The sequence below is a fragment of the Aliiroseovarius sp. S1123 genome, from assembly GCF_023015885.1.
Taxonomy (GTDB): Bacteria; Pseudomonadota; Alphaproteobacteria; order Rhodobacterales; family Rhodobacteraceae; genus Aliiroseovarius.
Genome location: NZ_JALKBE010000006.1, coordinates 89667 through 104118 on the forward strand (window position 1 = coordinate 89667; position 14452 = coordinate 104118).

Genomic DNA, 14452 nt, shown 5'->3' on the forward strand with positions numbered 1-14452 from the left:
GGATCCAAGCATGGCCTTCAAACTGACCGACTACGAAGCCTATGATTTCGCCAACCGCCGCCATATCGGCCCGTCTCCGCAAGAGATGGCGGATATGTTGAAAGTGATCGGCTTCAAGACGCTTGATGAACTGATCGACGCAACGGTTCCGCCCGCAATCCGTCAGGAAGAGGCGCTGGACTGGGGCCCGGCCATGTCCGAGCGGGACGCGCTTTACCACATGAAACAGGTGGCCTCTAAGAACAAGGTTCTGACCTCGTTGATCGGGCAGGGGTACTATGGCACCACGACGCCTGCGCCCATCCTGCGCAACATTCTGGAAAATCCGGCTTGGTATACGGCCTACACGCCCTATCAGCCCGAGATTTCGCAAGGCCGTCTGGAAGCCCTTCTGAACTATCAGACCATGGTCTCGGACATGACCGGTCTGGAAGTCGCCAACGCGTCGCTGCTGGATGAAGCCACCGCCGCTGCCGAAGCCATGACCATGGCGCATCGCGGCTCGCGCTCGAAAGCCAACAACGCAGCGTTCTTCGTGGACAAAAACTGTCACCCGCAGACCATCGCCGTGATCAAAACCCGCGCCGAGCCTCTTGGCATCGACGTTCAGGTCGCCGATCCCGATGCGCTGGATGCTGGCGCCGTGTTTGGTGCGATCTTCCAATATCCGGGCACCGAAGGTCACGTGCGTGACTTCACCAAGGAAATCGAAGCCCTGCACGAGCACAAGGCGATTGCCGTTGTGGCTGCTGACATTCTGGCGCTGGCGCTGCTGAAGTCGCCGGGCGAAATGGGCGCCGACATCGCCGTGGGTTCGACCCAGCGTTTCGGCGTGCCGATGGGCTATGGTGGCCCGCACGCTGCCTATATGGCGACGACCGACAAGCTGAAGCGCGCCATGCCGGGCCGTATCATCGGTGTGTCGATCGACGCGCGTGGCAACAAGGCCTACCGTCTGGCCCTGCAAACCCGCGAACAGCACATCCGTCGCGAGAAGGCGAACTCGAACGTCTGTACCGCACAGGCTCTGCTGGCGGTTATCGCCTCGATGTACGCCGTCTACCACGGCCCCGATGGCATCAAGGCCATCGCCCAGTCGGTGCACCGCAAGACCTCGCGTCTGGCGGCTGGCTTGGAAGAGAACGGATTTAAGGTCGAGCCAGAGGTGTTCTTCGACACCATCACCGTCGAAGTTGGCCCGCTGCAGAAAACCGTCATGGAAGCCGCAGTGGCGCGTGGTGTAAACCTGCGCAAAGTGGGCGATGACCGGATCGGTATTTCGCTGGACGAACAGACACGCGCGGAAACCATCGAAGCCGTCTGGGGTGCCTTCGGTATCGAGAAGAAGGACGACAGTGTCGCCAACCGCGCCTATCGCCTGCCGGATTACGCGCTGCGCGACAGCGAATATCTGACCCACCCGATCTTCCACAAGAACCGGGCCGAGGCCGAGATCACCCGCTATATGCGCCGTCTTGCTGACCGGGACCTGGCGCTGGACCGCGCAATGATCCCGCTGGGCTCGTGCACCATGAAGCTGAACGCGACCGTCGAGATGATCCCAGTCACCTGGCCCGAATTCGGCAACCTGCACCCGTTCGTGCCCGTTGATCAGGCCCAAGGCTATCACGAGATGATCGCCGACCTGAACGACAAGCTGTGCCAGATCACAGGCTATGACGCGATCTCGCAGCAGCCGAACTCGGGTGCGCAAGGTGAATACGCGGGTCTTCTGACCATCCGCAACTATCACGCGGCACGTGGTGAAGCGCACCGCAATATCTGTCTGATCCCGACCTCGGCGCACGGCACCAACCCTGCTTCGGCGCAAATGGTGGGCTATAAGGTCGTGCCGGTGAAATCGGATGACAATGGTAACATCGATCTGGACGATTTCCGTTCGAAGGCGATCCAGCACTCGGACGATCTTGCGGCGTGCATGATCACCTATCCTTCGACCCACGGGGTATTCGAGGAAACCGTGCAGGAGGTCTGCCAGATCACCCATGATCACGGCGGTCAGGTCTATATCGACGGCGCCAACATGAACGCCATGGTCGGTCTGGCCCAGCCCGGCAAGATCGGCGGCGATGTCAGCCACCTGAACCTGCACAAGACCTTCTGCATTCCGCATGGCGGGGGTGGCCCCGGCATGGGTCCGATCGGTGTGAAGGCGCATCTTGCCGAGCATCTTCCGGGTCACCCGGAATACGGCACCGCCGTTGGTCCGGTTTCTGCGGCACCGTTCGGTTCGCCCTCGATCCTGCCGGTTAGCTGGGCCTATATCCTGCTGATGGGTGGCGCGGGTCTGACGCAAGCCACCAAAGTTGCGATCCTGAACGCCAACTACATCGCGGCACGTCTGAAGGACGCCTATCCGATCCTCTACACGTCCAAGACCGGACGCGTGGCGCACGAATGTATCCTCGACACTCGTCCGCTGGCGGACGAGGGCAACGTGTCTGTGGATGACGTGGCCAAACGCCTGATCGACAGTGGTTTCCACGCGCCGACCATGTCGTGGCCGGTGGCAGGTACGCTGATGGTCGAGCCGACGGAATCGGAACCCAAGGAAGAGCTGGACCGCTTCTGCGATGCCATGTTGTCCATCCGGGCCGAGGCGCAGGACATCATCGACGGCAAGATCGACCCCGACAACAACCCGCTGAAACACGCCCCCCACACGGTGCGTGATCTGGTGGGCGAATGGGATCGTCCCTACACCCGCGAACAGGCCTGCTTCCCTCCGGGCAACTTGGGAGTGGACAAGTACTGGCCGGTCGTGAACCGCGTGGACAACGCCTATGGCGACCGCAACCTGGTCTGCACCTGTCCCCCGATGGACGCCTACGAAGACGAGGCATAAGCACATCCCCCGCCCGGTCCCAATGAGGCCGGGCGGGGTCTCATAATGTCGTACCAGATAACGGGATGCATCTATGAATATTCAGAACACTCTTATGGCCCCGGTGAATGACCTGTCGGCCATTGGTCCCATCCAGGGCATCACCATCATTGTGCCGGATCGCAGCCACGTTTCGCTGGCCAGCGTCTTTCGCGACTTCTTCATCTCGCTTGATCAGTTCACCAACGCGGAAACCCCGCGCGACCTGTCTGTCTACACGCTGGACAGCTGCCCGTCGCATGATCAGGCCTATTGGCGAAATCGCACCGTCGTATTTTGGGCTGATTTCCACGCCCGCTGGAAGCTGGACAACAGACAGCTGAGCCGCGCGCACCAGCTTCTGCGCCTCAGCCGTCAATGTGTGTTGGTGGGCGGCGGCGTATTCGTCCTGTGCAAATCGGTCTTTGCCAGCCGCACCGCCTTGGCCGTGCATTCCAACCTGCGCTTCGTGGCCGAGGAAGAGGGGCTGTTCTGCATAGATGGTGGCGCGCCCTTCGCCATTGATGGCCGCATTTGCAGCGCCACCAGCATCTTCGCCGCCCTGCGCCTGTTCCTCAAACTTCTTGAAGCGGAAATGGGCGGGTTTTCTGCCGCCACCTTTGGCGACTATGTCGGGCTTGAGGTCTCGGGCGAGCCGTTCCACGGCAAGCAAGAGCATATTATCAAACGCTATTCCGGCGGTGACCGGATCATTGGCGACTGCGTGGCCGTGATGCTTGAGCATTTGGAAAACACCCTATCGATCGTCCAGATCGCCCGGATCATGAACGTATCCTCGCGCCAATTGCAACGTCGCTTTGCCACCCAGCTGGGTGTCAGCCCGCTGACGATCTATCGCAGTCTGCGGTTGGAACGCGCCAGCCAGCTTGTGCAGCAGACCAGCTATTCCATGCACGAGATTGCAGCCGCCACCGGGTTCGGTACACGCTCCAGCCTTGTGAGATCCTTCAAGAAACAGTTCGGCATGTCGCCCACGGATGCCCGCGCGAAGATGTTTTAAGGTTTAGGCCGCTTCGGAACAGGCCTTCACCAGCTCGGCCACTCGTTCAGCGTTGTCTTTCGCAACGGATCCGTCCGCGTGTTGGCGTGAGTTCTCGAACCCGATCCGGCACTTTCCACCCGCCTGAACGGCGCGCAGAAGGGCGGGGGTTTCGCTCGGACCAAAGGCGCAGACGGCCCAGTCTGGTGACAGGCCGGTGCCATTCAGCCAATCCAGAAACGGATCGAGCTCTTTCGGGTCGGATTTCTGCCCGACAGCATAGCGCCCCAGTACAAAGATCAGTTGCAAATCCGGCGCGGTCAGAAGCTTCTCGTCCAGCACGCGGGTCAGAAGTTCGGCATCCTCCACGTCATAGAGGATATGCTGCACGGCAATGTCGCGCTGATGGCACTCGTTGTAAAACGCTCGCGTCACGTTGTGATCGTCACGGCACAGCTCGCGGACCGAGGCCGAGACCATATCCGCCCCCGAATTCAGCGCCACATGCCGTTGGTGGGCGGGGTCATACATCCCGACCGCCTCGGTCGTGATTTGGACCGGGAAGCCGGGCATTTCCGCGTCGAACAGCTTCAGCGCGTCAGCATAGGCGCCCGCATCCAGAAGGTGCTTGCCCTCTGCATCCCGCAAATGCAGGTGCAGCCCGTCGACGCCTTCTGCACGACAGGCCTGTGTGGTTTCCAAAATCTCGGCCGGAGTCATCGGCAGGGCAGGGTGGTCGGCTTTGGTCAGGCGCGCCCCGTTGGGGGCGAGCATGATCTTGGGAAGCGGTGTCACAGAACCTGCTCCAACGATTTGGACAGCTTGCCCACCAGTTCATCAATCTGATCATCCGAGATGATGAAGGGCGGGGCCAGAAGCACGTGGTCGCCGTTTTGCCCGTCAATCGTGCCGCTCATCGGATAGCAGATCAGGCCGTTCGCGAAGGCCTGCTTTTTCAGGCGGCCAGCGATGCCTCGCGACGGATCAAAGGGGGTTTTACTATCGCGATCCGCCACGATTTCCAGCCCGCGAAACATGCCGCGCCCGCGGATGTCCCCGATATGGGGATGCTGGCCGAACTCGGCGTGTAGTGCATCGTTCAGACGGGTGCCCATCTTGGCCGCACGCGCAACCATGCCGCCCTCGGTCAGCTTGCGCACAACCGCATCTGCGGCGGCGGCAGCAACGGGATGACCGATATAGGTGTGGCCATGCTGAAAGAAACCGCTGCCCTGTGCGATCGCCTCATAGATCGCACCCGTGCACAGCATCGCACCGATGGGCTGATAGCCAGCCCCAAGGCCCTTCGCGATGGTGATGATGTCGGGTGAAATCTCGTCTTGCTCGCAGGCAAACAGAGTGCCGGTGCGGCCCATGCCGCACATGATTTCGTCTAGGATCAGAAGGACGCCGTACTTGTCGCAAATCTCGCGGATCCGTTTGAAATAGCCTTTGACGGCGGGCACCGCCCCTGACGTGGCGCCGACTACTGGTTCGGCAAGGAAGCCAATCACAGTCTCGGGCCCGACGCGCAGGATTTCCGCTTCCAAAGCATTCGCGGCGCGCAGACCGTACTCCTCTTCCGTCTCGCCCTCTTGACGCAGGCGATATTCATAGCAGGGATCGATATGGCTGGCCGACATCATCAGCGGGTCAAATGGCTCGCGCCGCCACATGTTGCCGCCGGTGCCCAAAGCGCCCAGCGTGTTGCCGTGATAGCTTTGCTTGCGAGCGATGAAACGGGTGCGCTGGGGCTGCCCGATTTCAATCATGTACTGGCGCGCCAACTTCAGCGCGGCCTCGACCGCTTCCGAGCCGCCAGACACCAAATACACGCGCTCGATTCCCTCGGGTGCATGCGCGATCAGGCGGTCGGCGAGTGATTCTGCAGGCTCCGAGGTCAGAAATCCGGTGTGCGCGAAGCTGAGTCTGTCGATCTGATCATGCATGGCTTTGGCCACGTCTGGGTCCGAATGACCAAGGCAGGACACGGCCGCACCCCCGGATCCATCAAGATACCTTTTCCCTTCTGAATCAATCAGGTAAACGCCGTCTCCGCGGGTTGCGACAGGTGGGGCTGATTTGCAGTGACGCGGGAAAATATGTGACATGGGGATCCCTTGCATGTCCCGTTGAACCTGTTGCCATTGAAACAAATGAATCGAGAATTGACAATAGGTGAAACAAAAGGAACACTAAGTCTTGTCCAAACAGGGAGACACTGGACGTGAGCGCAAGTGAGAGCTTCGAAAAGAGGCTGGCAGTGGCCTACGGTGATCTAAGCGGTGCCTTGCGTGCAGCTGCCGATTATCTTGTGGCCAACCCGCTGGATGTTGTGTCGCGTCCACTGCGCACCGTGTCCGCACAGACCGGCGTGTCGCCTGCCACATTCTCGCGTCTTGCCCGGGCCTTGGACTATGCCAGCTTTGACGAGCTGCGGGACGAGATGCGCGACAAGATTGACCGCAAAGTGAACAATTTCGCAGATCGGGCTGGGCAGCTTCAGAAAGCACATGGCGACGGGAAATCTGACTTCGTTCAGGCCCATTTCGCCGCATGCGAGAACAACCTGAGGCAGACGATGGCTGGGTTGGACCCGGTGGCGATTCGTGACGTGGCTGACCGTTTGGCAGCGTCCCGGAAGGTTCTGCTCTTGGGGGCGTTGGGGTCCACCGGGGTCGTGGAATACCTGTCGTATATGGCGAATTTCTGCGCAGATAACTGGATTCTGGCCAATCGGATGGGGGCTTCCCTAGGGGGAGCCTTGTCAGGGCTCGATGAACGTGATGCACTACTTATAGTTACCAAGCCGCCATTTGCTGTCTCAGTGATCAAGGCAGCCAGGCTTGCGCGTGAGTTAGGGGTTTACGTTGTGGTGATCACCGATACGCATACGTGTCCAGCGTTGGAATTTGCGTCGGCAGGGTTCTCTGTGTCGACCGATAGCCCTCATTTCTTTTCGTCCTACGTGTCGACGATGTTTCTTCTGGAAACCATCGTCGGAATGGTGGTCGGGCGCGCAGGCGTCGCGGCCCAGGAACGAATTGCTGAAGTCGAGCTTCACAACCGCCAACTGGCGGAAGTGTGGAGCGAATAAACAAACATCAATCAAGGGAGAAATCTGATGTTTAAAGGGTTCAAGATTGCATTTGCAGGGGTTGCTGCCACCGCAGTGATGGCGCCAGCTGCCTTTGCCGAAGAATTCATCACCATCGGTACCGGCGGCGTGACCGGCGTGTACTATCCGACCGGCGGCGCCATCTGCCGTCTGGTGAACAAAGGCCGCAAAGAGCACGGCGTTCGCTGCTCGGTCGAGTCGACCGGTGGTTCGGTCTACAACATCAACACCATCCGCGAAGGCGAGCTGGAATTTGGTGTGGCCCAGTCGGACTGGCAGTACCACGCTTATAACGGCACCTCGAAATTCGAAGATGCCGGTGCCTTTGAAGGCCTGCGCGCGGTATTCTCGGTCCACCCCGAGCCCTTCACCGTCGTGGCCCGCGCCGACAGCGGCATCAAGACCTTCGCCGACCTGAAAGGCAAGCGCGTCAACATCGGCAACCCCGGTTCCGGTCAGCGCGGCACCATGGAAGTTCTGCTGGAAGCTCTGGGCTGGACCACCGGCGACTTCGCTCTGGCGACCGAGCTGAAAGCCTCGGAACAGTCGGCAGCTCTGTGCGACAACCAGATCGACGCGATGGTCTACACCGTTGGTCACCCTTCGGGCTCGATCCAGGAAGCCACCACCGCATGTGACTCGGTACTGGTTGAAGTCTCGGGCGAGGCTGTGGACAAGCTGGTTGCCGAGAACTCGTTCTACCGCACCGCCACCATTCCGGGCGGCATGTATCGCGGCAACGACGCGGACACCGCCACCTTCGGTGTGGGCGCGACCTTCGTTAGCTCGGACGCCGTGTCGGAAGACGCTGTCTATGCCGTTGTATCGTCGGTCATGAACAACATCGAAGACTTCAAAGGTCTGCACCCGGCATTCGCCAACCTTGATCCCAAGGAAATGGCAACCGCTGGTCTGTCCGCTCCGCTGCACCCGGGTGCTGCGAAGTACTATAAAGAGGCTGGAATTATCGAGTAAGCGGTCACCCGTAAGCCTTTTGATCGGGGGGCGGCCCTGCGTCCCCCGATCGCTTTGACCCGGCAGAAGATCGGGCGTGTTTTCAAAAGTAAACAAGTGCGGTCGCAAGCAGACCGAGGGAGAGACACAATGTCCACGAAAGAGGAACGCGCGCTTAGCGAAGCAGAGCTTCAAGAGCTCGTCGCCGCCAGCGACACCGGTGCGCGCAACCCACAGGGCGCGGTCGGGCTTATGATTGCTGCCGTCGCGCTGATTTGGTCGATTTTTCAGGTGCTTCTGGCCTCGCCGGTGGCGCCTTATGTTCTGCCTGGCGACCTGATTAACAACTCGCGCCAGTTCCATCTGGCGTTTGCGGTTTTCCTGGCCGCGATGGCCTATCCTCTGTTCAAATCCAGCCCGCGCAATTACATTCCGTGGTATGACTGGGTGCTTGGGGTCGGCGGCGCGTTCTTGGCGCTTTATGGTTATTTTTTCTATGAGAAGATCGTCGCGAACGGTGGTCTGGCCGATCAATCTGATGCGTATTTCGCAGTTGCGGGCCTGACCTTCCTGTTCATCGCTGCCTATCGCACGCTGGGTCCCGTCATGGTGGCCTTGGCGATTGTATTCCTTTTCTACGTCTTCTTCGGCTCGTCCGAGGTCGTGCCCGACCAAATCCGCTGGGCGGGCGCTTCCCTTCGCAAAGCCATGAGCCACATGTGGATTACCTCGGAAGGTGTCTTCGGCATCGCGCTGGGCGTGTCCACCAAGTTCGTCTTCCTGTTCGTGCTGTTTGGCGCCCTTCTGGACCGCGCAGGTGCGGGCAACTATTTCATCAAGATGGCGTTTGGTGCCCTTGGCCACCTGCGCGGCGGTCCCGCGAAAGCGGCCGTGGTCGGTTCGGCTGCGACCGGCCTGATCTCGGGCTCGTCCATCGCCAACGTTGTGACCACCGGTACCTTCACCATTCCTCTGATGAAGCGCGTTGGCTTCTCGGCCGAAAAAGCGGGCGCGGTTGAAGTTGCGTCGTCTGTAAATGGTCAGATCATGCCGCCTGTTATGGGCGCCGCTGCGTTCCTGATGGTGGAATATGTGGGTATCTCCTACGTCGAGGTCATCACCCACGCGTTCCTGCCTGCAATTATCTCTTACATTGCGCTGGTATACATCGTGCATCTCGAAGCGGTGAAAACCAAGATGCCGACCATTGGCAACAAAGTTGTCTCGATGGGCAAAACCATTGGTGGAATGTTTGCGTTCTTCGCAAGCTTTGCGCTCTTGTGTTATGCGACACAGTATCCTGTTGGATGGATCACATCGCTGTTCCCTTCGGGTTCTGGCTGGATCCTGTCTCTGCTGCTGTTCGCACTCTACATTGCCCTGATTTATATTGCAGCTCAGGTACCTGATCTGGAACCCGATGATCCGAACGCAGAGGTGGTTGAACTGCCTGACGTGGCCAAGATTTATAAGTCGGGCCTGTACTACATGCTGCCGATCATTGTTCTGGTTTACTTCCTGATGATCGAGCGAAAATCACCCGGCCTGTCGGCTTTCTGGGCCACCTTCCTGCTGTTCGGCATCCTGCTGACCCAGAAGGCGCTGAAAGCGCTGTTCCGGGGGGAAACCAACCCGGTTGGCCGTCTGCGCGACGGTCTGATGGACCTGATCGAAGGCATGATCGACGGTTCGCGCAACATGATCGGCATCGGCCTGGCCACGGCCACCGCAGGCATCATCGTGGGCACCGTATCGCTGACCGGGATCGGTCAGGTGATGGCGGACTTTGTCGAGTTCCTGTCCGGCGGCAACCTGATCCTGATGCTGATCTTCGTGGCGATCCTGTCGCTGATCCTTGGGATGGGCCTGCCGACGACCGCGAACTATATCGTTGTATCCTCGCTTATGGTGGGCGTAGTTGTGGAACTGGGTGCGCAGTCTGGCCTTGTTGTGCCGCTGATCGCGGTTCACCTCTTCGTCTTCTACTTCGGGATCATGGCGGATGTGACGCCCCCGGTGGGGCTGGCTAGTTTCGCGGCGGCGGCTGTGTCTGGTGGCGATGCCATCCGTACCGGGTTCACCGCGTTCTTCTATTCGCTTCGCACCGTGGCCTTGCCCTTCGTCTTCATCTTCAACACGGATCTTCTGTTGATTGATGTGACGATCACACAAGGCGTCGTCGTCTTTATCGTGGCAACCATCGGCATCCTTGTCTTCACGGCGGGCACAATGGGTTTCTTCCTGACGAAATCCCGCATCTGGGAAACCGTCGCCCTTCTGGTCGTGGCCTTCGCGCTGTTCCGTCCGGGCTTCTTCATGAACCAGATCCAGCCTCCGTTCACGGAAATCGCCCCAGCTCAGATCGAGCAAGCCATTGGTGATGCGGTTCCCGGTGATCCGCTGCGCGTGGTGATTTCGGGGCCGGACTTTGACACGCTCGAGGTCAAGGACCTGACCGTGGTGCTGAACGTGCCAGAAGTTGACGGCGGTGCGGCCCGTTTGGATGCGGCAGGGATTATGCTGATGCCGGAAGGCGACGTGATGCGGATCGACGAGCCAATGTTCGGCACACCGCTGTCCGATAAGCTGTCGACCTTCGATTTCTACGGGGATGATCCCGTGCAGATCTCGGCGGTGCAGGCGCCTTCGAGCCAGTTGCCGAAAGAACTGATCTTCATCCCGGCGTTGCTGCTGCTTGGTCTTGTGGCCCTCCTGCAGTCGCGTCGCGCCAAGGAAGAAGAGATTATGGAAGGAGAAACGGCATGACCCAGACCATCCTGTGTGCAGTCGACATCAACCGCGCCGATGCAGAAAGCCCCGTCCTGAAAACTGCGGCCGAGCTGGCAGAACTGCGGGGCGCGCAGTTGGACGTGATCACCGTTGTGCCGGATTTCGGCATGTCGATGGTTGGGGCCTATTTTCAGGACCATCATGTCAAATCGGCGCAGAACGACGCGGGCGACATTCTGAAAGCCATGACCCTGAAAACTTTGGGGGCGGATGCTGACGCCAAAGTGCGCCACATCGTGGCCGTCGGCTCGGTCTATGAAGAGGTGCTGCGCGCCGCCGAGCTTAGTGACGCAGATCTGATCGTGATCGGGGCGCATCGCCCGGATCTGAAAGACTACCTATTAGGGCCGAACGCAGGGCGTGTCGTGCGCCATTCCAACTGCTCGGTCTACGTGGTGCGCGGATAAACACTTGCGACAATAATATTGAATCGGGCGCGGCGCTGGCTGCGCCCGTTTTCTGTTGGGCTTCCCCTCGGCGGGGCGTGCTTCTACAAAGAGCACAGGTTTTCGCCACAAGAAGGGCAGCTCATCGCCATGCGCTTTCGTCAAGACTCGCAAAGCACGGTCCATCTTCCGGATGACCACACGCCCGAACAGGCGCGGCGTGCGGCGCGTGCGGTGCAGCTTTTGCAGGATGGGCTGCGGGCTGGGGCCAGTATTCGAGCGCGACAGGTGACTGGCCACCCGATCCAGGTTTGGCAAGCCAATGACGGTCAGCAGGTGCTGCAATGCCAAAGCTCTGGCTCCAGCGGCGCACCGAAAACCATCCAGCGCCGCCCGGATAGTTGGATTGCCAGTTTCGAGATCACTCGCCGCGAATTTGGCGCAGGCGAGGACACGCCCTATGCCGTGCTCGGCGATCCGGGACACTCGCTGGTGCTGTTTGCCATCATGGAGGCGCTGCATCTGGGCGCGGACCTGTCTGTCCTGACCGGCCTGTCGCCCCGCGCCCAGCTTCAGGGGTTGAAACGTGACAGGGTGCAGGTGCTCTACGCCACGCCCGCGCAGCTGCGGTTGCTTCTGAAAGCGCACCCTGAACCGCTGCCTGAAATGCGGCTGGTGTTTTCGGGTGGTGGAAAGCTGGACGTGGACACCACGTCGGCGCTGTCTAACCTCTTCCCAAATGCCCAGCTACACGAGTTTTTCGGTGCGTCCGAGACCAGCTTTATGTCCATTGCGCCCCCAGAAACGCCCATCGCCTCGGTCGGTCGGGCCTATCCGGGTGTACAGATCGAATTGCGGGATGCGAATGGCCACCCGATCGGGCAGGGGCCGGGCGAGCTTTGGGTAAAAAGCCCTTATCTGTTCGAACACTATGTCGAGGGCGACAGCCCAGATACCCGCTGGAATGGCGACTTCCTGACCGTGGGCGAGATGGCGCGCCTTGATGATGACGGCTTCCTCTACCTTCTGGGCCGCAAGTCGCGCATGGTGACCGTGGCGGATCATAACGTCTTCCCTGAAGTGGTCGAGGCAGAGGTCGCGCGGGCTGTTGGCGGCACACGCTGCGCGGTGGTCGCGGTGCCGGATGCTGCGCGTGGGCAGGTGTTGGTTGCCGTGGTCGAAGGAGCGGCGAATGACGAGGCTATACGATCCATCAAGGATCGTTGCCGGGACACCTTGGGCGAACCGTCGATGCCGCGCCAGGTACTGTTTGTGGAGGCTCTGCCAATGCTGCCCGCTGGAAAGCCGGATCTGAAGGCGCTTGAACAATTTGCACGGGGGCAGGGATGAGTCCGGTTTGGATCATAGCCGCACGCCGAACGGCGGTTATCCCGCGCGGTGGCGCGTTTGCGGCGCTAGATATTCACGACCTCGCGGCCCCGGTGATCCGGGATCTTTTGGCGCAAGCCGGGGTGGCACCGGACGAGGTCGGCGAGCTGATCTTGGCAAACGCGCTGGGCGCGGGCGGCAATCCTGCGCGGGTTGCGGCCTTGGCTTCAGGCTTGCCCGAAGCCGTGGGCGGGCTGACCATCGACCGCCAATGCTGCGGCGGGCTGGACGCGGTGATGCTGGCGCAGGCGATGATCTTGTCTGGCCAACATGACGTGGTGATCGCAGGCGGGGCAGAGAGCTATTCGCGCCGTCCTCTGCGATCTCGCACCTTTGCGGACGGGCGTGACCCGGAACCGTACGAGCAAGCCCAATTCACCCCGTGGCCGGATCGCGACCCGGATATGGCCGAAGCTGCCGAGGCCTTGGCGCAGAAGCTTGGGATCTCCCGCCAGGCGCAGGATGATTGGGCTGTGACCAGCCATCAGGCGGCTCTGGAGGGTGTGCAATCGGATCAGATCGTGCCCGTCATGGGTCAGGAAGCTGACGCCTTCACCCGAAAACTCACCCCGCGCCTTTGTGTGCGTGCGCCTGTTGTCGCTGGAAGCATTACTGCGGCCAATATGGCGGTGGCTGCCGATGGTGCGGCGTTCGTGCTGGTGGTCTCTGACCGGGTGGCACGCAGGCTTCCGGCCCCGAAAATCCGGATCGAGGCCGGATCAAGCCTTGGCGGCACGCCTGACCTGCCCGGTATTGCTCCCGTGGCCGCCATCAATGCGGCTCTGGCGCGCGCGGGGCGGACGCCTGACAGTCTGACCATCGCCGAAATTATGGAGGCCTTCGCCGTGCAGGCCATCGCATGCCAGGAAGGCGCACAGATACCGCGCGAGATCGTCAATCCAAATGGCGGCGCGCTGGCGCGGGGGCATCCAATCGGGGCGTCCGGCGCGATTTTGGCGGTTGGGCTGTATTTCGAACTTCTGCGCAAAGGCGGGGCCGGTGTGGCCGCGATTGCCGCCGCGGGTGGGTTAGGGAGCGCGCTGGTCTTGTCAGCGCCTTAATCGTCGAAGCCGTGAAAGCTGGTGAACACGTCCAACGCATCGCGTTCGGTGCGGAACAGGTTCACCGGCGCGGTCTCGTCCTTCTTGCCGACGGCAATCCCGCAGACGACCAGCTCGTCCTCGGGTAGGCTCAGATGGCTGTGTACGATGTTGCCATAGTTCGCCAGCGCACCGATCCCTGTCGCACCCAAGCCCTGATCCTCGGCTGCCAGCAGAAATGTCATCAGCGACATGCCCAGATCCATGAAGCAACCTTTGCCCATGCGCCGGTCGATGGTGGCGATCACGCCCACGGGCGCGTCAAAGAAGGCATAGTTGCGCGCAAACTGCTCACGACGCCCCGCCACATCGCGTTTCGCAATCCCAAGGGCTTGATACAGCGCGTATCCGGCAGCGCGTTGCCGGGCTTTCAGGTCGGCGGGCATCGGGATTGGGAAATAGGAATATTCGCTGACGGGTGGCTCGTTGCGCTCCATCGCGTCGCGCAAGGCGCAGATCAGCCCCTCCAGTGCCCGCCCGGTCAGAACGTGGAACTTCCCGGGTTGCAGGTTGGCCCCGCTGGGGGCTTTCCGCGCGGCCTGACAGATCTTTTCCAGATCAGATTTGGCCACAGGATCCTTGGTGAAAGCGCGCACAGAATGGCGCTGCGACAGGAGGTCTTGGAACGATCGTTGCATGGTTTGGGATGTGCCTTGCGCCACTGCAGCCTGTCAAGCGTGGGGTGAATCGCTAATCGGCCAATTCATGCCGGTCGGTACCGTATGGTTCGGGATGTTACCCACTCGATGCCTAAAGTTGAGGCAAATCTGATGGTCCAGACACATGCCGAACTGTGTCAAGATTTTACATTTTTTTACATGGTGATTTACA

At 60.4% G+C, this 14452-nt stretch carries 11 protein-coding genes; 8 read left to right on the plus strand and 3 right to left on the minus strand.

Features of this window, described 5'->3' with window-relative positions; translation table 11 throughout:
* Positions 1–10: 10 nt before the first annotated feature.
* Together gcvP and MWU53_RS12065 are read left to right on the plus strand one after the other, a co-directional pair.
* On the plus strand, positions 11–2866 hold the full coding sequence (gcvP, locus tag MWU53_RS12060; RefSeq protein ID WP_247093672.1) for an aminomethyl-transferring glycine dehydrogenase: 2856 nt from the start codon (positions 11–13) through the stop codon (positions 2864–2866).
* A 73-nt stretch (positions 2867–2939) separates the two neighbouring features.
* A complete protein-coding gene (locus MWU53_RS12065) occupies positions 2940–3905 on the plus strand; it encodes a helix-turn-helix domain-containing protein (protein ID WP_247093674.1) in 966 nt (321 codons plus the stop codon).
* Positions 3906–3908: 3 nt separating this feature from the next.
* Here the strand turns inward: MWU53_RS12065 and MWU53_RS12070 are convergent, their stop codons facing one another.
* Positions 3909–4679 carry a 3-keto-5-aminohexanoate cleavage protein gene (locus MWU53_RS12070; protein WP_247093676.1) on the minus strand — a complete coding sequence of 257 codons (771 nt, stop codon included), beginning with the start codon at positions 4677–4679 and terminating at the stop codon, positions 3909–3911.
* Complete coding sequence (locus tag MWU53_RS12075; protein WP_247093678.1) at positions 4676–5995, minus strand: aspartate aminotransferase family protein; 1320 nt, start codon at positions 5993–5995, stop codon at positions 4676–4678. Before MWU53_RS12075 ends, MWU53_RS12070 begins: the two co-directional genes overlap by 4 nt.
* A 116-nt stretch (positions 5996–6111) precedes the next feature.
* Between MWU53_RS12075 and MWU53_RS12080 the strand changes: the two genes are divergently transcribed.
* The 6 genes from MWU53_RS12080 to MWU53_RS12105 all read left to right on the plus strand — a co-directional run bounded on the left by MWU53_RS12080 (position 6112) and on the right by MWU53_RS12105 (position 13582).
* A complete protein-coding gene (locus tag MWU53_RS12080; protein WP_247093679.1) occupies positions 6112–6981 on the plus strand; it encodes a MurR/RpiR family transcriptional regulator in 870 nt (289 codons plus the stop codon).
* Positions 6982–7008: 27 nt separating this feature from the next.
* Positions 7009–7977 carry a TAXI family TRAP transporter solute-binding subunit gene (locus MWU53_RS12085; protein ID WP_163038948.1) on the plus strand — a complete coding sequence of 323 codons (969 nt, stop codon included), beginning with the start codon at positions 7009–7011 and terminating at the stop codon, positions 7975–7977.
* A gap of 129 nt (positions 7978–8106) precedes the next feature.
* Positions 8107–10722, plus strand: coding sequence for a TRAP transporter permease (locus MWU53_RS12090; protein ID WP_247093681.1), 2616 nt, complete (start codon positions 8107–8109; stop codon positions 10720–10722).
* The gene (locus tag MWU53_RS12095) at positions 10719–11153 is read left to right on the plus strand and encodes a universal stress protein (RefSeq protein ID WP_247093683.1); all 435 of its coding nucleotides are present in this window, start codon (positions 10719–10721) and stop codon (positions 11151–11153) included. The genes MWU53_RS12090 and MWU53_RS12095 overlap by 4 nt, the downstream gene beginning before the upstream one ends.
* Before the next feature lie 129 nt (positions 11154–11282).
* On the plus strand, positions 11283–12482 hold the full coding sequence (locus tag MWU53_RS12100; protein ID WP_247093684.1) for an AMP-binding protein: 1200 nt from the start codon (positions 11283–11285) through the stop codon (positions 12480–12482).
* Complete coding sequence (locus MWU53_RS12105) at positions 12479–13582, plus strand: thiolase family protein (RefSeq protein WP_247093686.1); 1104 nt, start codon at positions 12479–12481, stop codon at positions 13580–13582. Before MWU53_RS12100 ends, MWU53_RS12105 begins: the two co-directional genes overlap by 4 nt.
* Here the strand turns inward: MWU53_RS12105 and MWU53_RS12110 are convergent.
* Entirely contained in the window at positions 13579–14259 is a 681-nt protein-coding gene (locus MWU53_RS12110) for a nitroreductase (protein WP_247093689.1), read from the minus strand. The genes MWU53_RS12105 and MWU53_RS12110 overlap by 4 nt on opposite strands.
* Positions 14260–14452 lie beyond the last annotated feature (193 nt).

What these genes read in the sequence shown, in the direction of transcription:
- gcvP (WP_247093672.1), top strand. Translation starts at nt 11, where the DNA reads ATGGCCTTCAAACTGACCGACTACGAAGCCTATGATTTCGCCAACCGC.
- MWU53_RS12065 (WP_247093674.1), top strand. Translation starts at nt 2,940, where the DNA reads ATGAATATTCAGAACACTCTTATGGCCCCGGTGAATGACCTGTCGGCC.
- MWU53_RS12075 (WP_247093678.1), bottom strand. Translation starts at nt 5,995, where the DNA reads ATGTCACATATTTTCCCGCGTCACTGCAAATCAGCCCCACCTGTCGCA.
- MWU53_RS12085 (WP_163038948.1), top strand. Translation starts at nt 7,009, where the DNA reads ATGTTTAAAGGGTTCAAGATTGCATTTGCAGGGGTTGCTGCCACCGCA.
- MWU53_RS12090 (WP_247093681.1), top strand. Translation starts at nt 8,107, where the DNA reads ATGTCCACGAAAGAGGAACGCGCGCTTAGCGAAGCAGAGCTTCAAGAG.
- MWU53_RS12095 (WP_247093683.1), top strand. Translation starts at nt 10,719, where the DNA reads ATGACCCAGACCATCCTGTGTGCAGTCGACATCAACCGCGCCGATGCA.
- MWU53_RS12100 (WP_247093684.1), top strand. Translation starts at nt 11,283, where the DNA reads ATGCGCTTTCGTCAAGACTCGCAAAGCACGGTCCATCTTCCGGATGAC.
- MWU53_RS12105 (WP_247093686.1), top strand. Translation starts at nt 12,479, where the DNA reads ATGAGTCCGGTTTGGATCATAGCCGCACGCCGAACGGCGGTTATCCCG.
- MWU53_RS12110 (WP_247093689.1), bottom strand. Translation starts at nt 14,259, where the DNA reads ATGCAACGATCGTTCCAAGACCTCCTGTCGCAGCGCCATTCTGTGCGC.